Source organism: Sedimentitalea sp., assembly GCF_039973035.1.
Classification (GTDB): Bacteria; Pseudomonadota; Alphaproteobacteria; order Rhodobacterales; family Rhodobacteraceae; genus Sedimentitalea.
This window is the reverse complement of sequence record NZ_JBDWLR010000012.1, coordinates 64,640-90,710: the sequence shown is the minus strand read 5'-3', so window position 1 is coordinate 90,710 and position 26,071 is coordinate 64,640. Positions and strand designations below refer to the sequence as shown.

27 protein-coding genes are annotated in these 26,071 nt (G+C 58.3%); 17 read left to right on the top strand and 10 right to left on the bottom strand.

The window, feature by feature from the left end:
• The first annotated feature begins 89 nt into the window (after positions 1 to 89).
• From rplO to rplQ, 7 genes are all read left to right on the top strand, one after another.
• Positions 90 to 563 (top strand): 50S ribosomal protein L15, encoded by a 474-nt coding sequence (rplO, locus tag ABJO75_RS01945; protein WP_348132523.1) that lies wholly within the window; start codon positions 90 to 92, stop codon positions 561 to 563.
• 108 nt (positions 564 to 671) lie between these two features.
• Positions 672 to 2,042 carry a preprotein translocase subunit SecY gene (secY, locus tag ABJO75_RS01940; protein ID WP_348132520.1) on the top strand — a complete coding sequence of 457 codons (1,371 nt, stop codon included), beginning with the start codon at positions 672 to 674 and terminating at the stop codon, positions 2,040 to 2,042.
• Positions 2,039 to 2,680: an adenylate kinase gene (locus tag ABJO75_RS01935; RefSeq protein WP_348132517.1), complete on the top strand. Its 642-nt coding sequence runs from the start codon at positions 2,039 to 2,041 to the stop codon at positions 2,678 to 2,680. Before secY ends, ABJO75_RS01935 begins: the two co-directional genes overlap by 4 nt.
• Before the next feature lie 304 nt (positions 2,681 to 2,984).
• The gene (gene rpsM / locus ABJO75_RS01930) at positions 2,985 to 3,353 is read left to right on the top strand and encodes a 30S ribosomal protein S13 (RefSeq protein WP_348132514.1); all 369 of its coding nucleotides are present in this window, start codon (positions 2,985 to 2,987) and stop codon (positions 3,351 to 3,353) included.
• A gap of 12 nt (positions 3,354 to 3,365) precedes the next feature.
• Positions 3,366 to 3,755: a 30S ribosomal protein S11 gene (gene rpsK, locus ABJO75_RS01925; RefSeq protein ID WP_348132511.1), complete on the top strand. Its 390-nt coding sequence runs from the start codon at positions 3,366 to 3,368 to the stop codon at positions 3,753 to 3,755.
• Between the two features lie 115 nt (positions 3,756 to 3,870).
• Complete coding sequence (locus tag ABJO75_RS01920; RefSeq protein ID WP_348132509.1) at positions 3,871 to 4,887, top strand: DNA-directed RNA polymerase subunit alpha; 1,017 nt, start codon at positions 3,871 to 3,873, stop codon at positions 4,885 to 4,887.
• A gap of 118 nt (positions 4,888 to 5,005) precedes the next feature.
• On the top strand, positions 5,006 to 5,425 hold the full coding sequence (gene rplQ, locus ABJO75_RS01915; RefSeq protein WP_348132506.1) for a 50S ribosomal protein L17: 420 nt from the start codon (positions 5,006 to 5,008) through the stop codon (positions 5,423 to 5,425).
• Between the two features lie 134 nt (positions 5,426 to 5,559).
• Here rplQ and ABJO75_RS01910 read toward each other — a convergent pair whose 3' ends face one another.
• The gene (locus ABJO75_RS01910) at positions 5,560 to 6,189 is read right to left on the bottom strand and encodes an MSMEG_1061 family FMN-dependent PPOX-type flavoprotein (protein ID WP_348132504.1); all 630 of its coding nucleotides are present in this window, start codon (positions 6,187 to 6,189) and stop codon (positions 5,560 to 5,562) included.
• Positions 6,190 to 6,413: 224 nt separating this feature from the next.
• On the opposite strand from ABJO75_RS01910, the gene ABJO75_RS01905 reads away from it, so the two are divergent.
• Positions 6,414 to 7,796 carry a trypsin-like peptidase domain-containing protein gene (locus tag ABJO75_RS01905; RefSeq protein ID WP_348132710.1) on the top strand — a complete coding sequence of 461 codons (1,383 nt, stop codon included), beginning with the start codon at positions 6,414 to 6,416 and terminating at the stop codon, positions 7,794 to 7,796.
• Between the two features lie 4 nt (positions 7,797 to 7,800).
• The gene (locus tag ABJO75_RS01900; protein ID WP_348132502.1) at positions 7,801 to 9,111 is read left to right on the top strand and encodes a replication-associated recombination protein A; all 1,311 of its coding nucleotides are present in this window, start codon (positions 7,801 to 7,803) and stop codon (positions 9,109 to 9,111) included.
• On the opposite strand, the gene ABJO75_RS01895 is transcribed toward ABJO75_RS01900, so the two are convergent.
• Positions 9,108 to 10,193 carry a serine hydrolase gene (locus ABJO75_RS01895; protein ID WP_348132499.1) on the bottom strand — a complete coding sequence of 362 codons (1,086 nt, stop codon included), beginning with the start codon at positions 10,191 to 10,193 and terminating at the stop codon, positions 9,108 to 9,110. The genes ABJO75_RS01900 and ABJO75_RS01895 overlap by 4 nt on opposite strands.
• Before the next feature lie 137 nt (positions 10,194 to 10,330).
• Here ABJO75_RS01895 and crcB point away from each other — a divergent pair, with 137 nt between their 5' ends.
• The 8 genes from crcB to ABJO75_RS01855 all read left to right on the top strand — a co-directional run bounded on the left by crcB (position 10,331) and on the right by ABJO75_RS01855 (position 17,790).
• A complete protein-coding gene (gene crcB / locus ABJO75_RS01890; protein WP_348132706.1) occupies positions 10,331 to 10,711 on the top strand; it encodes a fluoride efflux transporter CrcB in 381 nt (126 codons plus the stop codon).
• On the top strand, positions 10,708 to 11,751 hold the full coding sequence (locus ABJO75_RS01885) for an RluA family pseudouridine synthase (protein ID WP_348132496.1): 1,044 nt from the start codon (positions 10,708 to 10,710) through the stop codon (positions 11,749 to 11,751). Before crcB ends, ABJO75_RS01885 begins: the two co-directional genes overlap by 4 nt.
• The gene (locus ABJO75_RS01880; RefSeq protein WP_348132493.1) at positions 11,748 to 12,431 is read left to right on the top strand and encodes an HAD-IA family hydrolase; all 684 of its coding nucleotides are present in this window, start codon (positions 11,748 to 11,750) and stop codon (positions 12,429 to 12,431) included. The genes ABJO75_RS01885 and ABJO75_RS01880 overlap by 4 nt, the downstream gene beginning before the upstream one ends.
• Positions 12,428 to 13,147, top strand: coding sequence for an ATP12 family protein (locus tag ABJO75_RS01875; RefSeq protein WP_348132490.1), 720 nt, complete (start codon positions 12,428 to 12,430; stop codon positions 13,145 to 13,147). The genes ABJO75_RS01880 and ABJO75_RS01875 overlap by 4 nt, the downstream gene beginning before the upstream one ends.
• Before the next feature lie 197 nt (positions 13,148 to 13,344).
• Positions 13,345 to 14,361, top strand: a complete 1,017-nt coding sequence (locus tag ABJO75_RS01870) for an amino acid ABC transporter substrate-binding protein (RefSeq protein ID WP_348132487.1) — start codon at positions 13,345 to 13,347, stop codon at positions 14,359 to 14,361.
• A gap of 127 nt (positions 14,362 to 14,488) precedes the next feature.
• Positions 14,489 to 15,703, top strand: a complete 1,215-nt coding sequence (locus ABJO75_RS01865) for an ABC transporter permease subunit (protein ID WP_348132484.1) — start codon at positions 14,489 to 14,491, stop codon at positions 15,701 to 15,703.
• 3 nt (positions 15,704 to 15,706) lie between these two features.
• Positions 15,707 to 17,008, top strand: coding sequence for an amino acid ABC transporter permease (locus tag ABJO75_RS01860; protein WP_348132482.1), 1,302 nt, complete (start codon positions 15,707 to 15,709; stop codon positions 17,006 to 17,008).
• A gap of 14 nt (positions 17,009 to 17,022) precedes the next feature.
• The gene (locus tag ABJO75_RS01855) at positions 17,023 to 17,790 is read left to right on the top strand and encodes an amino acid ABC transporter ATP-binding protein (protein ID WP_348132479.1); all 768 of its coding nucleotides are present in this window, start codon (positions 17,023 to 17,025) and stop codon (positions 17,788 to 17,790) included.
• Positions 17,791 to 17,888: 98 nt separating this feature from the next.
• Here the strand turns inward: ABJO75_RS01855 and ABJO75_RS01850 are convergent, their stop codons facing one another.
• From ABJO75_RS01850 to ABJO75_RS01815, 8 genes are all read right to left on the bottom strand, one after another.
• On the bottom strand, positions 17,889 to 18,383 hold the full coding sequence (locus tag ABJO75_RS01850) for a histidine phosphatase family protein (RefSeq protein WP_348132476.1): 495 nt from the start codon (positions 18,381 to 18,383) through the stop codon (positions 17,889 to 17,891).
• Positions 18,380 to 19,060: a ferredoxin gene (locus ABJO75_RS01845; RefSeq protein WP_348132473.1), complete on the bottom strand. Its 681-nt coding sequence runs from the start codon at positions 19,058 to 19,060 to the stop codon at positions 18,380 to 18,382. The genes ABJO75_RS01850 and ABJO75_RS01845 overlap by 4 nt, the downstream gene beginning before the upstream one ends.
• Before the next feature lie 4 nt (positions 19,061 to 19,064).
• Positions 19,065 to 19,928 carry an acetylglutamate kinase gene (gene argB / locus ABJO75_RS01840; RefSeq protein WP_348132470.1) on the bottom strand — a complete coding sequence of 288 codons (864 nt, stop codon included), beginning with the start codon at positions 19,926 to 19,928 and terminating at the stop codon, positions 19,065 to 19,067.
• Between the two features lie 55 nt (positions 19,929 to 19,983).
• Positions 19,984 to 20,634: a ribosome biogenesis GTP-binding protein YihA/YsxC gene (yihA, locus tag ABJO75_RS01835; RefSeq protein ID WP_348132467.1), complete on the bottom strand. Its 651-nt coding sequence runs from the start codon at positions 20,632 to 20,634 to the stop codon at positions 19,984 to 19,986.
• Positions 20,635 to 20,770: 136 nt separating this feature from the next.
• The gene (yidC, locus tag ABJO75_RS01830) at positions 20,771 to 22,567 is read right to left on the bottom strand and encodes a membrane protein insertase YidC (protein WP_348132464.1); all 1,797 of its coding nucleotides are present in this window, start codon (positions 22,565 to 22,567) and stop codon (positions 20,771 to 20,773) included.
• A gap of 114 nt (positions 22,568 to 22,681) precedes the next feature.
• Positions 22,682 to 24,229, bottom strand: a complete 1,548-nt coding sequence (locus ABJO75_RS01825; protein ID WP_348132461.1) for a bifunctional diguanylate cyclase/phosphodiesterase — start codon at positions 24,227 to 24,229, stop codon at positions 22,682 to 22,684.
• A gap of 68 nt (positions 24,230 to 24,297) precedes the next feature.
• Positions 24,298 to 25,191 (bottom strand): tRNA 2-thiocytidine(32) synthetase TtcA, encoded by an 894-nt coding sequence (gene ttcA, locus ABJO75_RS01820; protein ID WP_348132458.1) that lies wholly within the window; start codon positions 25,189 to 25,191, stop codon positions 24,298 to 24,300.
• Between the two features lie 114 nt (positions 25,192 to 25,305).
• Complete coding sequence (locus ABJO75_RS01815; RefSeq protein WP_348132456.1) at positions 25,306 to 26,061, bottom strand: Phenylacetic acid catabolic protein; 756 nt, start codon at positions 26,059 to 26,061, stop codon at positions 25,306 to 25,308.
• Positions 26,062 to 26,071: the final 10 nt, after the last annotated feature.

The window sequence follows — 26,071 nt, the reverse complement described above, 5'->3', positions numbered from 1 at the left end:
ACTGACACAGCCCGCACGACTCAGACATGAAACGCCGCGTTTGACCGCTCCCGTCGCTGGGGGTCATTTCCGGCAAAAGGAGAAGCGACATGAAATTGCATGAACTGCGCGATAACGAAGGCGCAACCAAGAAACGCAAGCGCGTTGGCCGTGGTCCTGGCTCCGGCACCGGTAAAACTGGTGGCCGTGGTATCAAAGGTCAGAAATCCCGTTCGGGTGTGGCGATCAACGGCTACGAAGGCGGCCAGATGCCGCTCTACCAACGTTTGCCAAAGCGCGGGTTTAACAAACCGAACCGCAAGTCTTTTGCTGTGGTGAACCTGGGTCTGATCCAGAAATTCATCGACGCCAAGAAACTCGACGCGGGCGCCGCGATCACCGAAGACGCGCTGATTGCCAGCGGTCTGGTGCGTCGCAAACTTGACGGTATCCGGGTTCTCGCCAAGGGCGATTTCACCTCCAAGGTGACGCTCGAAGTGACCGGCGCAAGCAAGTCGGCCGTTGAAGCGGTCGAGAAAGCGGGCGGCTTGCTGACTGTCACGAAAGCGACTGCAGCAGAATAACGGGTTGTGAGCGGCGCATATGCCGCTTACATAAACCTCAGTTTTCCAAAACGCCGCCCGAGCCGGAAAACGGCCACGGGCGGCGTTGTCATAAAAGAGACCCCATTCATGGTATCAGCAGCAGAGCAAATGGCGGCAAACACAAGTTGGTCCGCGCTCGGCAAAGCGACGGATCTTCGGAACCGCATCCTGTTCACCCTCGGGCTTTTGATCGTCTATCGCCTCGGTACGTACATACCGGTTCCTGGCATTGATGGTCTTGCGCTTCGTCAGTTCATGGAACAGGCGGGCCAGGGCATCGGCGGCATGGTGTCGATGTTTACCGGCGGCGCTCTGGGACGAATGGGGATTTTTGCTCTCGGGATCATGCCCTATATCAGCGCCTCGATCATCGTGCAGCTGATGACCGCGATGGTGCCACAGCTCGAACAGCTCAAGAAAGAGGGCGAGCAGGGCCGCAAGAAAATCAACCAGTATACCCGCTATGGTACGGTGCTTTTGGCGACGGTACAGGCCTATGGCCTTGCAGTGTCGCTGGAATCCGGTGAACTGGCGCATGATCCGGGCCTGTTCTTCCGCATGTCCACAATGATCACGCTGGTCGGGGGCACCATGTTCCTGATGTGGTTGGGTGAGCAGATCACGGCGCGCGGCATCGGTAACGGCATCTCGCTTATCATCTTTGTCGGCATCGTTGCCGAAATCCCAGCTGCCATTGCGCAATTCCTGGCAAGCGGTCGCTCCGGTGCGGTCAGCCCGGCGGTTATCGTCGGTGTGATTGTGATGATCATGGTGGTGATCACCTTTGTGGTGTTCATGGAACGCGCCTTGCGCAAGATCCACATTCAGTACCCGCGCCGTCAGGTCGGGATGAAAGTCTATGACGGTGGTTCTTCGCACCTGCCGGTCAAGGTCAATCCCGCCGGTGTGATCCCCGCGATCTTTGCCAGTTCGCTGCTGTTGCTGCCAGTTACGATCTCGACCTTCTCGCAAGGGTCGGCAAGCGGTCCGGTGATGTCGTGGCTGCTCGCGAACTTTGGACCGGGTCAGCCGCTCTATCTGTTGTTTTTCGTCTCGATGATCGTGTTCTTCGCCTATTTCTACACGTTCAACGTCTCGTTCAAACCGGATGATGTCGCCGACAACCTCAAGAACCAGAATGGCTTTGTGCCTGGCATCCGCCCCGGCAAAAAGACGGCTGAATATCTTGAATATGTCGTGAACCGGGTTCTGGTCATCGGTTCGGCCTATCTGGCCGCTGTCTGCCTGCTGCCCGAAATTCTGCGCGCGCAGTTTGCCATTCCGTTCTACTTTGGCGGCACCTCGTTGCTGATTGTGGTCAGCGTGACTATGGATACGATCCAGCAGGCCCAGAGCCATCTTCTGGCGCACCAGTACGAAGGTCTGATTGAAAAATCGCAGCTGCGCGGACGTAGTGGCGGTAAGAAACGGAGCAAACGAGGACCCGCGCGCCGATGAACATCATTCTGCTTGGCCCGCCGGGAGCGGGCAAGGGCACCCAGGCCCGCCATCTGGTCGAAACCCGCGGCATGGTGCAGCTCAGCACTGGCGATATGTTGCGCGAAGCCAAGGACAGCGGCACCGAGATGGGTAAGATCGTCGCCGATGTGATGGCGCGCGGTGAATTGGTCACGGACGAGATCGTGATCGGCCTGATCCGGGAAAAGCTGGAAGCAGGTGAGGGGACAGGGTTCATCTTTGATGGCTTTCCCCGCACCCTCGCTCAGGCGGATGCGCTTGGAGAGTTGCTCAAGGCGACGGGTCAGACGCTGGATGCCGTGATCGAGATGCAGGTTGATGACGAAGCACTGGTGGCCCGCATCACCGCCCGCTCGACCTGTGGTGCCTGTGGTGAGGTTTATAATGACATAACCAAGCCCCAGCCTGCGGATGGTAAATGCTCCAACTGTGGCGCGTCCGATTTCAAGCGCCGTGCGGATGACAACGAAGACTCTCTGCGCACCCGGCTGATGGAATACTACAAGAAAACCTCGCCGCTGATTGGCTATTACTACGCCAAGGACATGCTGGCGACGGTGGACGGACTGGGCGAAATTGCCGAAGTTCAGAGCGCGATTGCGAAGGTACTGGACTAGAGACCAGAACACCGGCTTTGGACCTCGCGGGGTAGGGAGCACAAGCGCTGGTGCCCAAAGTTTCGGGATGATTTGCGGCGAATTTGCTGCCTGTTTTCGCAACAAGTTAATCAACGCTTGACGCCTCTTCGAAAACGCCATACCCACCCCCATCCCGCAAGGGAATCAATGGCGTGGAACGGATTCGCCGATCCACGCAGACCACCTCATAAGAATGCTGGGTCCAATGGCGACACTGCCACGGCCAAGCGTTGTGAAAAAAGGGTCCGGAACTACGGACCCGCAACGAAAAGGAAAGTGACACGTGGCACGTATTGCCGGCGTTAATATCCCGACTGCAAAGCGGGTTCCAATCGCCCTCACCTATATCACCGGAATTGGCAACACGACTGCCAAGGCTATCTGCGAAGGCGTCGGTATCGACATGGCCCGCCGGGTCAACGAACTGACCGACAGCGAAGTCCTGCAGATCCGTGAATACATCGATGCCAACCTCAGCGTCGAAGGTGACCTGCGTCGTGAAACGCAGATGAACATCAAGCGTCTGATGGACCTTGGCTGCTATCGCGGCCTGCGTCATCGCCGCAACCTGCCGGTTCGCGGTCAGCGTACCCACACCAATGCTCGCACCCGCAAAGGCCCCGCAAAGGCCATTGCTGGCAAGAAGAAATAAGGGGGCTGACTGATGGCACGCGAAAAAGTACGCGCGAAGAAAAAAGAGCGCAAGAACATCGCCGCCGGTGTGGCGCATGTGAACAGCAGCTTCAACAACACCAAGATCCTGATCTCGGACGTTCAAGGCAACGCGATCAGCTGGTCGTCTGCGGGCACCATGGGCTTCAAAGGGTCGCGTAAATCGACACCTTATGCTGCTCAGATGGCTGCCGAAGATGCTGGCAAAAAAGCTCAGGATCACGGCGTCAAGACGCTGGAAGTCGAAGTGCAGGGCCCTGGCTCTGGCCGTGAAAGCGCGCTGCGTGCGCTGGCCGCTGTCGGGTTCAACATCACGTCGATCCGCGATGTTACGCCGATGGCACACAACGGCTGCCGCCCACCAAAGCGCCGCCGCGTCTGATTACCCATACCAAGGCTGGGGCTGCGCGTTTTCGCACGGCCCCAGTTCGTCATTTTGAAACCTCGGGCGCCCGTATCTATCTGGACATGGGATACAGGCAGGAATGGAGGGACACATGATCCACAAGAATTGGGCAGAGCTGATCAAGCCAACCCAGCTGGACGTTAAACCGGGCAATGACCCGGCGCGTCAGGCGACGGTTGTTGCCGAGCCGCTGGAACGCGGTTTTGGTCTGACGCTGGGCAATGCCCTGCGCCGCATCCTGATGAGCAGCCTGCAAGGCGCGGCCATCTCGAGCGTTCAGATCGACAATGTTCTGCACGAGTTCTCCTCGGTTGCCGGTGTGCGTGAAGACGTCACCGACATCGTTCTGAACCTCAAGGGCGTCAGCCTGCGCATGGAAGTCGAAGGGCCCAAGCGCCTCTCGATCCAGGCAAAAGGTCCTGCGGTTGTAACCGCTGGCGACATCAGCGAAAGCGCCGGGATCGAGGTTCTGAACCGCGATCACGTGATCTGCCACCTCGACGATGGTGCCGATCTGTTCATGGAACTGACCGTGAATACCGGCAAAGGCTATGTCTCGGCTGAAAAGAACAAGCCCGAGGATGCACCCATCGGCCTGATCCCGATCGACGCGATCTATTCGCCGGTCAAAAAGGTCAGCTATGATGTGCAGCCGACTCGTGAAGGTCAGGTTCTGGACTATGACAAGCTGACCATGAAGGTCGAAACCGACGGATCGCTGACCCCGGATGATGCCGTGGCCTTTGCCGCGCGCATTCTGCAGGACCAGCTGTCGATTTTCGTCAACTTTGATGAACCTGAATCGGCTGGCCGTCAGGATGACGACGATGGTCTCGAGTTCAACCCGCTTCTGCTCAAGAAAGTGGACGAACTGGAACTCTCTGTTCGCTCGGCAAACTGCCTGAAGAACGACAACATCGTTTACATCGGCGACCTGATCCAGAAGACCGAAGCCGAAATGCTGCGCACGCCGAACTTTGGCCGCAAGTCCTTGAACGAAATCAAGGAAGTGCTGTCGGGCATGGGTCTGCACCTGGGCATGGACGTCGAAGACTGGCCACCAGACAACATCGAAGATCTGGCCAAGAAATTCGAAGACGCGTTTTAAGCGCGTCTTCACCACAATGCCCGCGCTTGCGGGGAAATCCGGGCAATACCGTCCCAACAGAGCCTCTGACACGCATCAGGGGCCGTACAAAGTATAAACCTGTAGAAGGATTTGGAAAATGCGTCACGCACGTGGTTACCGCCGCCTGAACCGTACACATGAGCACCGCAAAGCGCTGTTCTCGAACATGGCCGGCTCGCTCATCGAACATGAGCAGATCAAGACAACCTTGCCCAAGGCAAAAGAACTGCGCCCGATCATCGAAAAGATGATCACGCTGGCAAAACGCGGCGACGTTCACGCCCGCCGTCAGGCCTCTTCCAAGCTGAAGGAAGAACAGTACGTCGCAAAATTGTTCGATATCCTGGGCCCGCGCTACAAAGACCGCCAGGGCGGCTATGTGCGTGTTCTGAAAGCCGGCTTCCGTTATGGCGACATGGCGCCGATGGCAATCATCGAATTCGTCGATCGCGACCGCGATGCCAAGGGTGCTGCCGACAAGGCCCGCACCGCTGCCGCTGAGGCCGCTGAAGAATAAGCCGAACTTATATCGGTACTGAATTAGGGACTCCGCCTCGAAAGGGCGGGGTCCTTTTTGTTTGGATGATTGTCGGGATCTTAGTCCAGTTTAGCCAATGTTGCTTAATGCACGAACGTCGGCTCGTTCGCGTTTCAATAAAGGCGAGAGCCCTCATCGGCGGTATGATCTTTCTGCACTTCGTCGAGTGTTTGTTTTCTATCAACCGTGGCAATCACCCACTCGGCAAGCGTAGGCGCCGTCTTTCGTTTTGGCCAATGTTCCGGATGCCAAAGACGCGAGCGGATCAGCGACTTTGAACAATGCATGAAAGCTTCTTCCACTTCGACGACGAGGGCAAGCAAGGGCTCCCTTCCATTGATGGCGTGCCGTTTGCTAATCGCAGCGTCTTTTACGACACGGGCTTTACCGGCAATTCGCAATGTGTCCCCGTGTCCTGGGACAATGAACAAGAGCGCAACATTGGGGTCTTCGATCAGGTTCTGGAAGCCATCCACCCTATGATTGCCGAGTCTGTCCGGGATAATCAGAGTCTTGTCGTCGTAAACCTCGACAAACCCGGCGGGATCGCCTTTGGGTGAAACATCGATTAGTCCTTCGGACGCTTTGGTCGCGACAATCACAAACGGCGCTTGTTCAATGAACTTTCGGGCCACCTCATTTAGACTGTCACTCACCTTTAGGAAAGTGTTGGTAAAACCTTCGGTTGGTAAGAGTTCCCTTAGTCGTTCGAGAGTCTCAATCTGTTCGTCAACCTTAAGCACAACGGTCTCCTGACGACAATTTGAGCCAAGCCTAGGCGATGATAGCCATTTCTCAAAGCCGCAAATGGGAACGTGAATTCGAAAGCCAGCAGAGCCCCACACCGCTGGCACCTGAGCGTCTCTGCAACAAGCTGCGTAGACGAGAAGGGGTCGCACAACTCCTGACACTTGCAATCCAGTCAGGCGGGCCGCATATCCGGTACGGACAACAGACCGGAGCAACCATGATCCGCCTCGCATTTATCGCCCTTGTTTTTCTCACCGCGCCAGCCGCCATTGCGGAAACCCGCGTGCCGCAAAGCCAGGCCGAAATTTCGCTGGGTTTTGCACCGCTTGTGAAACGTGCCGCCCCGGCCGTGGTCAACATCTATGCCCGCCGGGTGGTCGAGGCGCGTCAGAATCCTTTTATGAATGACCCGTTCTTCAAGGATTTTTTTCGTGGCTTTGGCAATCCACAGCCGCGCGTACAGAACTCGTTGGGATCGGGCGTGATCCTGTCGGAGGACGGGATTGTCGTGTCCAACTATCACGTCGTCGGCATGGCGACCGATATCCGCGTCGTCCTGTCCGACCGCCGCGAATACGAAGCGCGGGTTTTGCTGGGCGATGAAGAAGCGGATGTGGCGATCCTGCAGCTTGAGGAGGCGGATGATCTGCCGTTCCTGACCTTGCGCGATTCTGATCATGTTGAGGTTGGGGAACTGGCGATGGCCATCGGCAACCCGTTTGGCATTGGGCAGACCGTGACCAGCGGTATCGTTTCGGGGTTGGCGCGATCCGGTGCCGCAACCGGTCAGGCGCGGGGGTATTTCATTCAAACCGACGCCGCGGTTAACCCCGGAAATTCGGGTGGCGCGCTGATTGATGTGAATGCAAATCTGATCGGTATCAACACCTCGATCCTCAGCCGTTCGGGCGGCTCCAACGGCATCGGGTTTGCGATTCCCGCCAACCTTGTCGCGGAATTTGTGCATCAGGCGCGTCAGGGCGCGGAACGGTTTGAGCGGCCCTGGGCGGGCATGTCGGGACAGCAGGTCAACTCCGATCTTGCGGAATCTCTGGGCTTGTCTGTTCCTGATGGCATCGTCATCACCGAACTGCACGAGGCCAGCCCCTTTACACAAGCAGGGCTGGGTGTTGGCGACGTGATCACCCATGTGGACAATCAGCCGGTGAACTCTCCGGCCGAAATGTTGTTCCGGATGACGGTCGCGGGCATTGGTCAGGACGCCAAAGTCACTTGGATGCACGATTCAGAGGAACGGCAAAGCACTGTCGCCATGGCGCCGGCCCCTGACGAACCTGAGTCGGACGAACGCAAGCTGAGCAAGTCCACGGTATTGCCGGACTTGACCGTGGCGCTGGCCAATCCGGCGGTCATTGCCCGCTTTGGGCTCCCTCTCAATACCGAAGGCGTGATCGTGACCGATCCCGGGCGGCTTGGCGCCCGGGTTGGCCTGAAAACCGGCGATTTGATCCGCACCATCAACCGAGACGAGATCGAGGTCAGCGCCGATGTTGAAGATGCGCTGACCCGTCCGGGGCGTAGTGTTCAACTGGACCTGATGCGACGCGGTCAGCGACTCAGCCTAAGGTTCCGGCTTTAACCCCGTGGCCGATCTGTTTGACACTGACGAACCTGCGCAGCCTGTCGCGCGAAACCGGCCTCTGGCGGATAGGTTGCGGCCAGCGTCGTTGGCCGAGGTCATCGGTCAGGAGCAGGTCCTTGGCCCAGACGCGCCATTGGGCGCGATGCTCGCGGCGGGCAGTCTCGGGAGCCTGATCCTGTGGGGGCCGCCGGGCGTTGGCAAGACGACGATCGCGCGGTTGCTTGCGGATGAAAGCGAGCTGCATTTTGTGCAGATCAGCGCCATTTTCACCGGCGTTCCGGAACTGCGCAAAGTGTTCGAGGCGGCGAAAATCCGGCGGCAGAACGGGCAGGGGACCCTGCTGTTCGTGGATGAGATTCACCGCTTCAACAAAGCCCAGCAAGACGGGTTCCTGCCGCATATGGAGGATGGCACGATCCTTCTGGTCGGGGCCACGACCGAAAATCCTTCATTTGAACTGAACGCGGCCTTGCTCAGCCGTGCGCAGGTCCTGGTCTTGGAACGCTTGTCACTTGCTGATCTGGAGCGTCTTACCCAGCGGGCGGAACAGGAACTGGATGGGGCGCTGCCCCTGACCACTGCAGCGCGGGATTCGTTGCAGGAGATGGCGGATGGCGATGGTCGTGCGCTGCTTAACCTGATTGAACAGGTGGCAGCGTGGAAGACCGACACGCCGCTGGAAACCGAAGCACTGGCAACCCGTTTGATGCGGCGGGCCAGCAAGTATGACAAATCCGGAGATGAGCATTACAACCTGATCTCAGCGCTGCACAAATCGGTGCGCGGCTCTGATCCGGACGCAGCACTTTATTGGCTGGCTCGGATGCTGACAGGTGGCGAAGACCCACGGTATCTGGCCCGCCGTATCACCCGCATGGCGGTTGAAGATATCGGGCTGGCGGACCCTCAGGCGCAATCGATCTGTTTGCATGCGTGGGAAGTCTATGAGCGCCTTGGCAGCCCCGAAGGCGAATTGGCACTGGCGCAGGCGCTGGTCTATCTGGCGCTCGCCCCGAAATCCAACGGGGCCTATGTGGGCTATAAGGCTGCGATGGTTCTTGCCAAAAAGACCGGCAGCGAACCGCCCCCCAAACACATCCTGAATGCGCCGACTTCGCTGATGAAAGATCAGGGGTATGGCGACGGCTATGCCTATGACCACGACGCCGAAGACGGGTTTTCAGGACAGAACTATTTTCCGGATGGGGTCAAGCGACCGACGCTTTATCAGCCGGTCGAGCGCGGGTTCGAGCGGGAACTGAAAAAGCGGCTGGACTACTTTGCCAAGCTCCGTACGCAGCGCGGGGGCTAATTCAGGCCCAGTGCCGGAGCGACATAGTCATTGACCACGGCAAGCGGCAATTCCCATGCTTGCATATCGTTATAGCGGCCAGCGTAAATCACAATGACCAATCCAACGCTTGGGCTGATCGACATGCGCTGACCGCCGTTGCCAAACCCGGCCATCCAGTTGGGTGGATCGCCAATCGGCGACAACCACCAGTGATATCCATACCGCAGCGGATCGAGTTGGGCGCGTGGCGTTGCGGATTGCTTCAGCCAGTCGGACGCTGCGATTTGCTGTCCGTCATATGTACCACCGGCGGCGACCATCTCTCCGATCTTGGCGAGATCGCGTGCCGAGAGGCGCAAGCCGGATGCGGCGGACGGAATGCCGTCTTCGCCAGCGATCCACTCGAATTCATCGATGCCCAGAGGATCAAAAAGGTGGAGCTTGGCGAACGCATCCAGCGGCATGTCGGTACCCTTGGCAATGATCGCTGCGATGAGGGCCGTCGTGCCTCCGGAATAGGTCCATGTTTTGCCGGGCTCTGAAACGATTGGCCGATCCAGCACATAGCGGTACCGATCATCCGCGAGTTCCATCGCGATTTCGCTGTTGCGGGGATCGGTGTACGGTCGGTTTTCGTCCCACTCGGTGCCCATCTGCATTGAAAGCGCGTCGCCAATGGTGATCCTGTTGCGCTCGGTACTCGCAAGATCGGCATACTCGGGGAATTGGGCCAGCAGTCCGGCATCGGGCGCGGCGACCAAGCCTTTGTCCCGAGCAATGCCGTAAAGCAGCCCGGTCACGGATTTTGACACCGATCTGAGATCATGCAGCGTGTCTGGTCCGTGGCTTTGCGAGCCAAGCGGTTGTCCCCATCGTTCATCCACACCATCGAAATAGATTTCGGCCAGTGTTTCGCCATTCTGGCGCACGAGAACCGCGTGCAACCCATCAAGCTTGCCTTGATCAAAAGCCTGCTGAAGATCATTGCTCAGCGCAGCCGGATCGGCCTGAGCGATACCGGCTGCGAGGGTCGCGGATGCGAAGGTGAGGCGTTTGATCATATCGGTTGTCTCCGGGGCATCATCCGTCGGAATGATCACGGGCCGCTGCTTGGATGGCAAGCGATAACGGATGCGAATGCACAATCTTGCAAAGACGCGCCGATTGGTTGGCAAGGAACACGGTGTGCCGCGTGCGATTGCTTGACTCTGGACGCTTGCCGCGCGACATCCCGGCCATGATTTCATCCGTTTCTCTTGTCGCCCTCGGGGGTGCGATCGGCGCTTCGCTGCGCTATCTGTCGGGGGTGGGCATCCTGCGGATGTTCGGCCACAGCGATTTCCCGATCGCCATCATTGCGGTGAACGTCATCGGATCGTTCCTGATGGGCGTGTTCGTCGTTGCCGCTGCGCACAAGGGGCTGACACATCTCAGCCCGTTGGTGATGACCGGTCTCTTGGGAGGCTTTACCACCTTCTCGGCGTTCTCGCTTGAAACCATGACCTTGATCGAGCGCGGTGATCACGGGCAGGCGGCGCTTTATATTCTTTTATCTGTCGGGCTTTCCGTTGGGGCGCTGGCCCTCGGCCTGATGCTCGCGCGCGGGGTATTTGCATGAGCGGCGTTCAGACAATCACGGTTGAAGACGATGATGACGATCAGCGCATTGATCGCTGGCTGCGCCGGATGTTTCCGCATGTCAGCCAGGGGCGCATCGAAAAGATGTGCCGCAAGGGCGAACTGCGGGTCGATGGAGGGCGCGTAAAGGCATCGAGCCGGGTCATGGCCGGGCAAAAGGTGCGCATTCCGCCGCTGCCGGACAAAGAACATCGCCCTGCGCCGATGCCAACGCGCATTTCGGATGCCGATGCCCGCATGATCCAATCCTGTGTGATTTATCGCGATGACGACGTTCTGGCGCTGAACAAGCCCGCAGGGCTGCCGGTGCAGGGAGGCAGCGGTCAGACCCGGCATGTTGACGGCATGGCAGGCGCGTTGCGGTTTGATGCCGAGGAAAATCCGCGACTGGTGCACCGGCTCGACAAGGATACCTCGGGTGTCTTGTTGTTGGCGCGCACACGACAGGCGGCCAAGGGGCTTACGGCAGCGTTCCGGCATCGCAACACGCGCAAGATTTACTGGGCTCTCGTGGCCGGTGTCCCGACGCCCTATCTGGGCGAGATCAAGACCGGGTTGGTCAAGGCACCGGGGCATGGACGTGGCGGCGAAGGCGAAAAGATGATTGCCGTGCATCCCGACGAGATCAACGAAACATATGGTGCCAAGCGTGCGCACACGATCTATGCCACGCTGTATCGCGTCGCCGGGCGGGCCTCGTGGGTCGCGATGGAGCCGATCACTGGCCGTACTCACCAGTTGCGCGCACATATGTCCGAAATCGGGCATCCGATTATCGGCGACGGCAAATACGGTGGCTCCGGTCAGGAGAACATGGGCGATGGCTGGGGCGCGCAGTTGGGCGGCATCATCAGCAAAAAGCTGCATCTGCATGCCCGCCGCCTGTCGTTCGAACATCCGGTCAGCCATAAGGTCGTGACCATTACCGCGCCGTTGCCGGACCACATGAAAGAAAGCTGGGACACCTTCGGCTGGGCCGAAGATATGGCCGCGGAGGATCCATTCGAGGAGCTGCAATGACCGATCCCTTGCGGCTGGTGATCTTTGATGTCGACGGGACACTGGTGGACAGCCAGGGGGCCATTGTGGCCGCGACGACCGCGGCCTTCCAAGCCCTTGGGCTGGAGGTGCCAGAGCGAAACAAAATGCTGTCGATTGTAGGATTGTCGCTGGATCATGCGATTGCACGGTTGGCACCGCATCAGGCGGTACAAACGCAGGCCCGGCTCGTGAACGGCTATAAGGAGGCGTTTCACGCCTACCGGCTAGCCAAAGGTGCGGCAGCGGAATCGCCGCTCTATCCGGGCGCGCGCGAACTGATTGCCCAACTTGCCGAAAGCCCCGACATCTTGCTTGGAATAGCAACCGGAAAGTCGCAGCGTGGTCTCACCGCATTGCTTGAGGCGCATGATCTGGAACGGGTGTTCGTGACAAAACAGAACGCGGATTTTCATCCGTCCAAACCGAATCCGTCGATGATCACGACGGCCATGGCCGAAGCAGGGGTTGGCCCGGCGCAGACCATCATGATCGGCGATACCAGCTTTGACATGGAAATGGCCCATGCTGCAAAGGTGCCGGGAATTGGTGTGAGTTGGGGATATCACGGCGTATCGGAATTGCACCTCGCAGATCGCATCGTAGACAGGTTTGGTGAGCTGCCGGATGCATTGGACATGATCTGGAAGGTGCCGACATGAGCGACAAGAAACAGAAACGGTTCTGGAAAACGACGGCTGTTGCCAAAGATGGCGAAGGTTATGCGATAGAACTTGATCAGCGTCGTATCAAGACGCCGGCAAAGGCAGCATTGCTCTTGCCTACACGCCCTATGGCCGAGGCTGTGGCCGCGGAATGGGACGCACAGAAAGAGGTGATCAACCCGCTGAGCATGCCGGTGACACGTTCCGCCAATGCGGCAATCGACAAGGTGCGGCACCAGCATCGCGAAGTTGCTGAGATGCTGGCCGCCTATGGCGACACTGATCTGCTGTGCTATCGCGCCGATACGCCCGAAGAGTTGATTGCACGCCAGTCCGACCAATGGGACCCGGCGCTTGATTGGGCACATGAGACCCTTGGCGCGCGACTGATCCCGCGAAACGGAGTGATCCACCAACCACAGCCCGAGGCGGCGCTCGCCTGTCTCGCCGCTCCGGTTCATCGCATGACCGAATTCGAACTGGCCGGGTTTCACGATCTCGTCAGCCTGTCCGGTTCATTGATTCTGGGGTTTGCCGCAGCGGCGAATTGGCGAGATGCGGACGAGATCTGGCAACTCTCCCGGCTGGACGAAAACTGGCAGGAAGAACAGTGGGGTGCGGATGATGAGGCGCAGGAACGGACGGAAATCAAGCGTCACGCATTCTTGCACGCAAAGCGGTTCATCGATCTTTGCCGATCAACGCTGCAGTGAACACAGATGCGGCTGACCCTAGGGTAACTCGGGGATCGAACATTGATTTGTGGGTTCAAAGACTTGACGTTTGAGCAAGAATGCGCCCAAACTCGCCCCCACTGAAGGGGGCAGCCCTTTCTTCGGTGTATCCATCGGTATGACAGGTACCGGGCAAACCGCCCAGATGAGGGGCGGAAAATCAGGAAGAGGTAATCATGAAAAAATCCGTACTTTTTGGCGCACTTACGGTCGCCGGCGTCGCTGCGGGAGCCGCTGCTGCTGGCACGTTGGATGACGTCAAGGCACGTGGCACGTTGAATTGCGGCGTTGCAACCGGTCTGGCCGGCTTTGCCGCACCGGATGCGAACGGTGAATGGAAAGGCTTTGACGTGGATGTATGCCGCGCCGTCGCCGCCGCCGTTCTGGGCGATGCGAACGCCGTCGAATTTGTGCCAACGACAGGCAAAACCCGTTTCACCGCTCTGGCATCGGGCGAAATCGACCTGCTGGCGCGTAACACGACCTGGACCTTCAGCCGCGACGTCGATCTCAAGTTCGATTTTGTTGGCGTGAACTATTATGATGGTCAGGGCTTTCTGGTCCCCAAAGAACTGGGCGTCAGCTCTGCCAAGGAACTCGATGGTGCCACCGTCTGTATCCAGACCGGCACCACAACCGAGCTGAACCTGGCGGATTTCTTCCGGGTCAACAACATCAGCTATGAGCCGGTTCCGATCGAAACCAACGCGGAAGGCCAGCAGCAATATCTGGCCGGTGCCTGTGACGCCTACACGACCGACGCTTCGGGCCTGGCGGCTACACGTGCGTCCTTTGAAGACCCCTCCGCACACGTGATTCTGCCGGAAATCATTTCCAAAGAACCTCTCGGTCCTCTGGTTCGCCATGGCGACAACGAATGGGCTGACGTGGCGCGCTGGACGCTGAACGCGCTGATCACGGCAGAAGAGTTGAACGTGACTTCGGCCAACATCAACGAACTGACCGCAGGCACCGACAATCCGGAAATCAACCGTCTTCTGGGCACCGAAGGTACCCTTGGCGAGATGCTCGGACTTGATGCTGAATGGGCCAAGCGCGCCATTCTGGCCGGTGGCAACTATGGCGAAGTCTTTGCCAAGAACATCGGTGAAACCACGCCGATCGGCCTGGCACGCGGTCTGAACGCACAATGGACCGACGGTGGTCTGCTTTACTCCCCACCGTTCCGCTAAGACACCAAAAAATGGGGCGCAAGTTATCTTGCGCCCCGTTTTTTATCCAGAACAATGATTTCGATCTTCCACGAGCGGGGACATACCTCGCCGAAAGAAGAGATCGGAGGAAACAGGGATACCATACATGACGACTATTACGGATCCACCGACCGAGCAGTTTCGCCTGTCGATGCTGCTCAACGATACGCGGTATCGCTCGGCAACGTTTCAGGCAATCGCTGTCATCTTGCTTGTCGCGTCCATTGCATATCTTGGTTCGAACCTGGCCAAGAACCTGCGAGAAGCCGGATTGAACATTTCGTTCAGCTTTCTCAGCACCCCAGCCGGTTATGACATCAACCAGACTCTGATTTCCTATAACAATCAGGATAGCAACCTGCGTGCTGCGGTCGTTGGCATTCTCAATACGTTGCTTGTTTCATTTCTGGCCTGCATCACGGCGACTATCCTCGGGGTCTTTGCGGGTGTGCTGCGACTGTCCCAGAACTGGATCGTCCGCAAGTTGATGTCGTTTTATGTCGAGATCTTCCGTAATATTCCGGTGCTGATCTGGATCCTCATCATCTATGGCGTCATGACGGTCTCGATGCCGGGCCCACGCGCCTTCCGAGGCGACAACGCGACAGCGTCGATGTTCATGGATTCGGTGGCCTTTACCAACCGGGGTGTCTATATCCCGGCGCCGGTCTGGGGGCCGGGCTCGTTGGTCGTGGTCGCGGTGTTCATCCTGTCTGTCATCGGTGTGTTTGCCTATCGTCGGTATGCGACCAAGCTGCTGTATGACACCGGGCGTCTGTTGCCGATGCTGTGGCCCTGTCTGGCAATTTTCTTTGTGCCGACATTGCTTGCCTTTTTCGTCATGGGGGCCCCGATCGGGCTGGAATACCCGGCGCTCAAGGGGTTCAATTTTCAAGGCGGGATCAAGATTGGCGCGCCGCTGATCGCGCTCTGGTTCGCTCTTTCTGTCTATACTGGTGCCTTTATCGCCGAAAACGTGCGCGCGGGCATTCAGGCGGTCAGCAAGGGACAATCCGAAGCCGCCGCCGCACTGGGATTGCGCCCCGGTCGCGTCATGAACCTGGTGGTTCTGCCGCAGGCGCTGCGGGTGATTATCCCGCCACTGATCTCTCAGTATCTCAACATCACCAAGAACTCGTCGCTGGCGATCCTGGTCGGCTATGCGGATATCACCGCGACACTGGGCGGTATCACGATGAACCAGACGGGCCGTGCGATCGAATGTGTCGTGCTGCTGATGCTGTTCTATCTGGTGATTTCGCTGTGCATCTCGCTGGTGATGAACATCTACAACAACGCAACCAAATTGCAGGAGCGGTGAGGGATGTCTGATCTAAACAAGAAACCCGCCGTCGCATTTGTCAGGGACACGCCCATCCCCGAGTCCGCCCCACCGAACAGCGCGTCGGGGCCGGTCAGATGGGTGCGGGACAATCTGTTCCCGTCTTGGGGCAACGCTTTGCTGACGCTTGTATCGCTCTATGTGATTTATGTCGTGCTCAGCTCGTCCTTGCCGTGGTTACTGGGCGGAGTCTGGAACACCAGCTCGCTCGCGGAATGTCGCGAAGTGCTGAATGGCCGATCTGCCGCCTGTTTCTCGGTACTGACCGAACGCTGGAACCAGTTGATGTTCGGGTTCAAATACCCGCCGGAATTCTATTGGCGTCCGACGCTGGCATTCTTTCTGATGCTTGTTGCTGCCGCGCCGGTTCTGTTCTTTGATCTGCCACGCAAGATGCTGATCTTTACGGGCCTCTTTCCGTTCATCGCATTCTGGCTGATCTGGGGCGGGACAGTCCTGTCGCCGGTCCTGGCGTTGGCGGGTTGTTTGCTTGGCTATATGGCCTACGAAAAACTCGTCACCAGAAGCTTTGCAGCCGGCTTTTTCGGGGGGATAGCGGTCGCCTGCATTGTCTGGTGGATCGGTGGCCTGCTCATACCGGAAAACGCATCTGACAACGCGATGCTGCCGGCGGTGGCAAGCCGGGATCTGGGTGGCTTTATGCTGAACATGATGCTGGGCGTGACCTGCGTGTCGCTGTCTGTCCCGCTTGGCATCGCGCTCGCGCTTGGCCGACAGTCAGACCTGCCAGTAGTCAAAGGCATCTGCGTGATCTTCATCGAGTTCATTCGCGGCGTGCCGTTGATCACATTGCTGTTCGTGGCAAGCGTCATGCTGGCCTACCTGTTTCCGCCAGACGCGACCGTCGACCTGTTCCTGCGGGTTGTCATCATGATCACCATGTTCTCCGCGGCCTATATCGCCGAGGTGATCCGGGGTGGTCTTGCTGCGTTGCCCAAGGGGCAGAAGGAAGCTGCCGACAGCCTTGGCCTGGACTATCCTCAGGCCATCCGGCTGATCATCCTGCCGCAGGCGCTGAAGATTTCAATTCCCGGCATCGTCAACGTGGCTGTGGGGCTGTTCAAGGACACGACCCTGGTCTCGGTAATTTCGATGTTCGACGTTGTCGGAATGATCAGGGGCCCACTCTTGGCATCGACGGAATGGAACGGGGTGTATTGGGAATTGTTCCTCTTCGCCGCAGTCCTGTTCTTCGTCGTTTGCTACAGCATTTCACAGTATTCGCAGTGGCTTGAACGCCGCCTTGCGACAGATCATCGTTAAGAGAGGGCTTGAAAATGGCCGAAACAGCACGTTTGCAAGTATCCGACGAAGTCGCGATCAGCATCACCAACATGAACAAATGGTACGGGACATTCCACGTTCTGCGCGACATCGACCTGACGGTCTATCGTGGCGAACGCATCGTCATTTGTGGCCCGTCCGGCTCGGGTAAATCCACGCTGATCCGGTGCATCAACGCACTGGAAGAGCATCAAAAGGGCAAGATCGTCGTCGACGGAACCGAACTGTCATCTGATCTCAAGAACATCGACAAGATCCGGTCAGAGGTTGGCATGTGCTTTCAGCACTTCAACCTGTTTCCACATCTGACCATTCTTGAAAACTGTACGCTGGCTCCGATCTGGGTGCGTAAGACCCCTCAGAAAGAAGCGCAGGAAACGGCGATGCACTTCCTTGAAAAGGTCAAGATCCCGGATCAGGCAGACAAGTATCCGGGCCAGTTGTCCGGTGGCCAGCAACAGCGTGTGGCGATTGCACGATCCCTGTGCATGAAACCACGGGTGATGCTGTTTGACGAACCGACATCGGCACTCGATCCGGAGATGATCAAAGAGGTGCTCGACACCATGATTGAACTGGCCGAGGAGGGCATGACGATGCTGTGCGTGACTCACGAAATGGGTTTTGCGCGACAGGTTGCCAACCGCGTGATCTTTATGGACGCAGGGCAGATCGTCGAACAGAACGAACCAGAAGAGTTCTTCAACAACCCGCAGAGCGAGCGGACACAGTTGTTCCTAAGCCAGATTCTCGGTCACTGAGACACGGCACCACCTACAGGGATTTCGAGGCGGGGCAGGAAACTGTCCCGCCTTTTTTCATGCGCCGGGGCGTGCGATCAATGTGGTTCAGAAAAGTTTCACGCCAACAATTCGCGGGGGATCACAAAATCCAACACCCGTCCGGTGTGGGTATCCACGGCGCCCCAGCTTTGGATATCAAATTCGATGACCACAGTTGCCCCGGTTGGAAAATCGGCAAAGCGCGGATGTTTGGGCGCAGTTGCGACCATATCTTGCGCGAACAGGCTGATGCCTGGGTTGTGACCGATCATCAACACGGTTTCACCGATGGCCGTTTCCAATACCAGCTGCATTTCGGCCGCATCTGCGTGATACAGTGAACGGGTGAGTTCGGCGTCCAACGAAAGGCCAAGGCCCGCAAAAGTCTCGCGTGTCCTTGTCGCGGTCGATACAAGCGCTTGATCGGGTTGCCATGGCTTGCTGGCAAGCCAAGCCCCAAGAGCCTTGGCGGAGCGTTGACCGCGCTTGTTAAGAGGGCGATCGTGATCGGTGAGAGTGTAATCATCCCAGCTTGATTTGGCGTGGCGCATCAGGATCAGGGTGCGGGTCATTTCGGATGGAACGCTTTCATATGAAGGGTGGATTGTTCCGGAGTGCGGTTGGCTCCGGCGCTGATCGGACAGGCACGTCGGGCTGCGCAGCCGTTTGACAAACAGTCCTGACCCGCCTCCGTGTCCAGATAAGCATGACAGGCCGCGACATCATAGGCCTGTGTTTCGCTGAGCGCGCCAACCGGACAGGCAGTCGCGCAAGGGCGCGTTGTACAAGTGTCGCAGGGATTTTGCGCCTTGTTCCGGGGCAGGGGCAATTCAGCTTTAAAATGCAGCGCGCCGCGGTAGGAGATCATCAGTCCAACCGTGTCATGCACCAGCATACCTGTGGGGCTGGGATGGGCGCGTTCCGATTTCTGAGCCCAGTCAATAAATGGCGTATAGGGCGGCCCGCCAAACGGGAAATACGGCGTCGCATCGTAGTGGTTTGAAAGTGACGTGATGACGCGAGATGACCAGCGGTCAACGGGATCGCGTTGGCCGTCATTTGCTTCGGGCGCCCTGTTGAAAACCTGCCAAAACCCGGGGCCACAACCAATCAGCACCAGCGTGCCGCTCGTCAGGTCGCGCGCCTGCACCTTGGCTGGGTGCAGTGCGGCCATCATCAGCAATCCATGTTCGACAAGCTCTGAGTTCAGCCGGCCCGGCAGCGAAGCCGTTTCCAAGTCGGCATGCACCGGATCAGTCCGGTCGGATGATGGAACCGGCGCCATGTTCGGTGAACAGCTCAAGAAGGCAGGCGTTGGGCGCGCGCCCATCCAGAATGACCGCTGCCCTCACACCGCGTTCGATGGCATCCAGCGCGGTTTCCGTCTTGGGAATCATTCCGCCCGCGATCACCCCGTCACGTGTCATCTGGCGGATTTGTTCGGTCTTGAGTTCTGTGACCACCTCGCCCTCGGCATTCTTGACGCCTGACACATCGGTCAGCAGCAAGAGGCGATCCGCCTTGAGCGCCCCGGCGATCGCACCCGCAGCTGTGTCTCCGTTGACATTAAAGGTCTCGCCATCCCGTCCGGCCCCCAGCGGAGCAATCACCGGGATCATATCGCGTTCAAACAAGGTGTGCAGCAGTTTGACATCCATCTCGGCGGGGGTTCCGACAAAACCGAGCAACGGATCGGTCTGGTCGCAGACCATCAGGTTGGCATCCTTGCCCGAGATCCCGACCGCGCGTCCACCCTGCCGGTTGATCGCCTGCACGATGCGCTTGTTGACGAGGCCCGAAAGAACCATTTCGACGACTTCGACGGTGGCCGAGTCGGTGACACGCTTGCCGTTGACGAATTCGGATTTGATCTCGAGCTTTTCGAGAAGGGCGTTGATCATCGGACCGCCACCATGAACGATCACCGGGTTCACGCCGACCTGCTGCATCAGCACGATGTCGCGGGCAAAACTGTCCATCGCGTCATCGCTGCCCATGGCGTGCCCGCCGAGTTTGATCACAACAATGGCGTCGGTGTAACGTTGCAAATAGGGCAGGGCGCTTGACAGCGTCGCCGCCGTGGAAATCCAGTCGCGGTTCATTTGGCGTGTCTTCATCTTGCTCATCCGTTCGCTACAGGGATGTCATGGTTTGCTGTCCGCCCGCAAGGGCTCAGATCAGGCCCGCGATGATGGCGCGCAGCGTTGCGATCCCGTCGCCCTTTTCAGACGAGGTCAGAACGATCTCGGGATAAGAGGCTGGATGTTTGGCCAGCGCAGTACGCACCTGGGCGAGCACACGGTCGCGATCCTTGGCCTTGACCTTGTCGGTCTTGGTCAGAACGCATTGAAAGGTCACCGCCGCGCTGTCGAGCAGCGACATGATTTCGGCATCGACCGGTTTGACCCCGTGCCGTGCGTCAATCAGAACAAAGGCGCGCCGCAGCGTCTGACGACCCGAAAGATACTGTTTCAGCAAGCGTTGCCACTTTTCCACGACCGGAAGCGGTGCATTGGCAAAGCCATAGCCGGGCAAATCGACGAGATATAGGTCGGGACCCTGGGTGAAGAAGTTGATCTCTTGAGTTCGCCCCGGGGTGTTCGAGGCCCTCGCAAGCGCCTTGGTTCCGGTCAGTGCATTGATCAGGGACGACTTCCCGACATTTGAGCGCCCGGCAAAACAAATCTCGACCCGGTCCGCCGGGGGCAGGCCAGACATCGCTACAACGCCTTTGACGAATTCTGATTCGCGCGCAAACAGCAGGCGCCCGGTTTCAGCGGTGGCGGCGTCGGGTGTCTCGGCCTCGGGAAAAGTCATCTTCATGAGAACATCTCCTCCGCGTCACGACCAACGCCGAAACGCGCACTGCAACTGGCCAGGCTGCACCCCGCAGCGGGTGGTGCTACGTCCACACCTTCGCGCCAGATGGAACGCCGGATTGGGCTGGTGACCGCTCCGTTCATTCCTTTTCCGACTTAGCCTTTTTGGAGAAGCTCGACTTGATGTTGCCGAACACGTCCGGCTTATAGCCTTGGCTGCGCATGATCAGGTATTGCTGCGTAAACGTGATCGTGTTGTTCGCGATCCAGTATACGACCAGCCCGCTGGCAAAGCTGCCGAGCATGAACATAAATACCCAGGGCATCCACGCAAAGATCATTTGCTGTGTCGGATCGGTGGGTGCCGGGTTCAGCTTCTGTTGTAGCCACATGGATATGCCGAGCAGCAGAGGCAGGATGCCGATAAAGATCGTCGCCATAAGCGTTCCGGGCTCTGGCCCCGAAAACGGAAGCAGGCCAAAGAAGTTCATGATCGACGTTGGGTCTGGGGCCGACAAGTCCTGGAAGGGGCCGAACCAAGGGGCCTGGCGGAGCTCGATGGTGACAAAGATCACTTTGTAGAGAGAGAAGAAAATCGGTATCTGCATGAGGATCGGCAGACAGCCTGCGGCGGGGTTCACCTTTTCCTTCTTGTAAAGCTCCATCATTCCTTGCTGCATTTTCTGTCGATCGTCGCCTGCTGATTCTTTCAGCTTTTCCATCTGCGGCTGCAGTTCTTTCATCTTGGCCATGGAAACGTAGGATTTATAGGCCAGCGGGAACAGGATCGCCTTGATGATCAGGGTGAGGCCAATGATCGACCAGCCCATATTTCCGATCAGCAAGTGGATATTGTGCAAAAGCCAGAAGATTGGCTTGGTCAGGAAAAAGAACCAGCCCCAGTCGATACTGTCGACAAAGTTCTGAATGCCGCCCTTCTCGTATTCGCGCAGAACGCTCCATTCCTTTGCACCGGCAAAGAGTTGGGTCGTCACGTTGGTGCTTTGTCCGTCAGCCACTGTTTGGGTTGAGAGTTTGGCGGTGGTCTGAAAGATATCGCGCGTCGTATCGTGCAGCGCGCTGGCCTTGAACGCGGTTCCCGGTTCCGGAATGAGCGTCGACATCCAGAAGTGGTCGGTGAAGCCGATCCAGCCGTTTTCTGTGATCGCTGTTTCCGTCGCTTCTGCGGCTGGAGGCATGTCGTCGTAGTCGATTTCGTCCAGTGTGCCGTCTGCCATCGACACCACACCTTCATGCAAGATGAAGAAGTTCTTCAAGTCCGCAGGCTCGCCATGCCGTGCAAGGATGCCATAGGGCGCAAGACTTACGGTTCCACCTGATCTGTTTTCGACCGATTGGTTGACGGTGAACATGTATTCATCGTCAATCGCCAGCTCGCGCCGAAAGGTTAGACCGTTGCCATTGTCCCAAGCCAAAATGACGGGCGAGTCGGGGGACAACGTGTCGCCGGATTCCAGCGTCCATTCAGTGTTGGCTCCCGGAACGTCGTCAAGTGTGAGGCCTGAACCCGGCGCCCAACCATAGAGCGCGTAATATGCAGACGGGGTGCCGACCGGGGAAAGGAGTTTGACGATCGGCGAATCCGGTGCGCGGGTTTCGCGATAGTCTTTCAGGGACAGGTCGTCGATACGACCGCCAAGCAGGGACACGCTCCCGGTCAAGCGTGGTGTGTCGATTGTGATCCTTGGCGATTCCGACAGCGATTCCTCGCGCACCTGGGCCTGTGCTGCGGGTGATGCCGGAACATCCGCCGTGGTCGGGGCAGCGGCGAGTGCTTCGCCCTCGATGTCTTGGGTCATCGCGTCGGGCTCGGGGGCAGGTTCCGGTTCCGGAGGCGGGAAAAGAACGAACCAGACGAGGATCACCACGAAACTGAGCGCGGTTGCTAGGATGAGATTCTTGTTCTGATCGTCCATCGGGGACAGCCACCTTGTGCATTCTACGACTGGGTGGGTTCAACAGAGTAGTGCCGGGAAGGTCAAGCGAATTCGCCCCGTTTTGCTGCGTTACAGGCGCCCGGAGACGGCGGGTTAACCTACATCGCGGCCAATACGGGGTGCATCGCGCAGTTTTGCCATATGGTTCGTGACCCAGTCGAGCGTCTGTTCAAAGGGCATCGGGCGCGCAATTCCGTATCCTTGGACGTGGTCACACCCCAGCTGTGCGAGCAGAGCGTGTTCGCCCACGGTTTCGACCCCCTCTGCCAAGGTTTCCATGTCCAGTCTTTCCGCCATCGACAGGATCGCGCCGACCAGCCGTTGTTGATCCGGATCGCGGTCCGCTTTGGTGACAAAGGACCGATCAATTTTGATGCGCGACACCGCAAAGCGTCGGATGGCCGCGATCGACGCTTGACCAGTTCCGAAATCGTCGAGATCGATGCGGCAGCCAAGTTCGGCCAAACCCGCAATGTTGCGGGTGACGATGTCATCGGGGCAATCGGCGACGACGGTTTCCACTATTTCAACCGACAGACGCTCTGGCGGGAGGTCAAACCGATCAAGCGCCCAGAGAATCTTGTCGACGAGGCCGGGATTTCGAAGCTCGTCAGTTGCAAAGTTCACGCCAACGCGCGGTACATCCAATCCGGCCGTGTCCCAAGCTTTGAGCGCCGTCAGGGCATGGTCGAGCATGACCTGGCCAAGCCGCTCCATAAGCCCCGCTTCTTCCAGTATTGGCAGAAAGGTGTCTGGCGCGATCAGGCCGTGGGTCGGGTGTGTCCAGCGCGCAAGGGCCTCAAACCCGGTTACCTTGCCGGTATCTGTCGATATCTGAGGTTGGTACCATGGTTGAATCCTTCCGTTTTCGAGCGCGCTGGCAGCATCATCGCGCAATTCCGAGCGCAGGCCCGATTTCTTGCGGGTTTCCGCAGAATAGGCGCGGATTGTCGAAGCTGAAATCTGTTTAGCCTCGATGAGCGCATCCGAGGCTGCCGCAAGCCATTCCTGACCGGTCTCTCCCGGCGCGCGACTGTGCAGGCAAAACCCGATCGAACAGGACAGATGGACAGACAAACCGTCTACCGAAATGGGTTCTTCAACAGCGGATTGCAGCCGGCCCGAAATTTGGATGCAAAGTTCAAGGTCGAGGTGACGCACCGGTATCAAGCAGACCGCAAAGCGGGAATCGCCCATGCGTGCAATTGTATCTCCGTCACGCAGAGCCGAAACCAGCCGGGTACCACTGCATTGCATGATCAGGTCCGCCGCGGCTTGCCCGTGGCGGTCGACTGACTTGCCATAGTCATCAAGTTCCAACATGAAACAGGCAGAGCGCAGGCCCGGCGTCGCGGTGGACTGGTAGACATGGTCGAGCGTCGCGTCAAAGCCGTCGCGCAACAGCAGGCCGGTGACGCTGTCGCGGGAAATTAGCGCCCGATCAGGCAATTTGCCGAATCCACCGGTGGCGGCAATGATCAGAGGGAATCCAAGAGCCACCAAGATAAGCGCCAACTCACCTCCGAACCAGAAGGCGGCCAAAGTGATCGCCGGCAGGAAAGCCAGAATCGGCGGACCCATCAGGATCGGCGCGATCCGTTCCTGCAGTCGGGCCAGCAGGCCGAGCGACGGATTGGTCATGACTTTACCTTTCGCAAACTGGCAGCGCGGGCACAGTGCAACCTAGGTGTCGGTCTCTGACCTTGGGGTTAACGCAGTGTCGGAATTTCCTGCGGATTTTCGGAGATTCTGTCGGGATTACGCAAAAGGCCCGCGAAATCAAATAGTTTCGGGTCGAGTAGATGCGAGGGCCGGGCATTCATCAGGGCGCGAAACATGACTTGCCGACGTCCCGGGCTGTTGGCTTCCCAGCCATTGAGGATCTGCTTGACCTGCTGGCGTTGCAGACCGTCCTGACTTCCACATAAATCACAGGGGATGATCGGATATTGCATCGCGGCGGCGAACTTTTCGCAATCGACCTCGGCGACATGTGCGAGCGGGCGATAGACGAACAGGTCCCCTTCTTCATTCACCAGTTTTGGAGGCATCGTGGCGAGGCGTCCGCCATGAAACAGATTCATGAAAAAGGTTTCGAGAATATCGTCGCGGTGATGTCCGAGGACGACCGCAGAACATCCTTCTTCACGGGCAATTCTGTAAAGGTTTCCGCGTCTTAGGCGCGAGCACAACGCACAGAAGGTACGCCCCTCGGGGACCTTGTCGACAACGATTGAATAAGTGTCCTGATACTCAATCCGATGAGGCACACCCATCCTTTCCAGAAACTCCGGTAGCACGGTGGCCGGGAAACCCGGCTGTCCCTGATCCAGATTGCAGGCCAGAATGTCGACCGGCAGCAAGCCGCGCCATTGCAGTTCATGCAGGATCGCGAGGAGGGTGTAGCTGTCTTTTCCACCGGACAAACACACCAGCCAACGCGGGCGCGGTGCGCCCGGATCAGCCTCACGATTTTCGATCATGCCGTAGGCGTCGATCGCCTCGCGGGTCTGACGCACGATGCGTTTGCGCAGCTTTTTGAAAGCGGTGCTGGTCGGGGCGCCGGAAAAAAGCGGGTGGATTTCGTCATCATGATCAAGCATGCGCCCGCATTAGGCTATTTTGACACCAGTTTGAATGAGATTCTGCGCGCCGGATGCTGTTGCTTTGGTCAATCGCCGCAACCGCGACATGCCAGCAAGATGCAGATCGCCGCTTCAGCCCGCCAACCCGATCTTGTCGAGGCTTTCATCAAGGCGACTGCGCCAGGACGCGCCAAGTTCGCGGTTGGTTCGATGACGCAGGCCCCATTTCTTCAACTGTTCGAAACGATCATCCGGCACATTGCCAAAGATCGGCTCGATCCGGGGGCGCCAATAGGCCACCAATTCCGAAATGGTGTTGCCCTGTCCCTGCTCAACAAGCCGGGCAAGCCCTTCGGCCGCCAATTCGACGTGGCGCGCTTCGATAGGGGCGACTTTGCGTATGGCATCGGCAAGCGGCTGGTAGGAGACCTTTTGCATCTCGGCAAGCTGTTCGCCCACGGCCAAACCCATGCAGAGGTTCATGGTGACCGCGTCGGTCCAGCCGTTCAGAGGGTAGTTCAGCACCGAGAGGCGCATGTCATGTTCGCTGCGTCGGGTGCCGGGTTCGGCGTCGCGGGGCAGGCGGGCTGTCCAAGGATGGCTGGTGGCATAGCGCGCGGTATCGGCGCCGAATTCGCCCAATAGCTGGAGAACGGCGTCGGCATTGTCGGTTTTTTCCAGCACGATCTTGGCCGCGGCAATGCGTTCCCTAATGCCGGGCCCGGCATTGATGACGTCGGCGAACCCTGCGGCCCCTGCAAGCTCGCTGTCTACAAAGGTCGCCATCATCTTCATCAGTTCCGCGCGATAGCGGGGCGGCACATTTGTCGGGTTTGTCAGCTTGCCACCTAGGGACAGATAGCTGTCGATGCTCATATCTTGGGCCATGGTGGGTTCC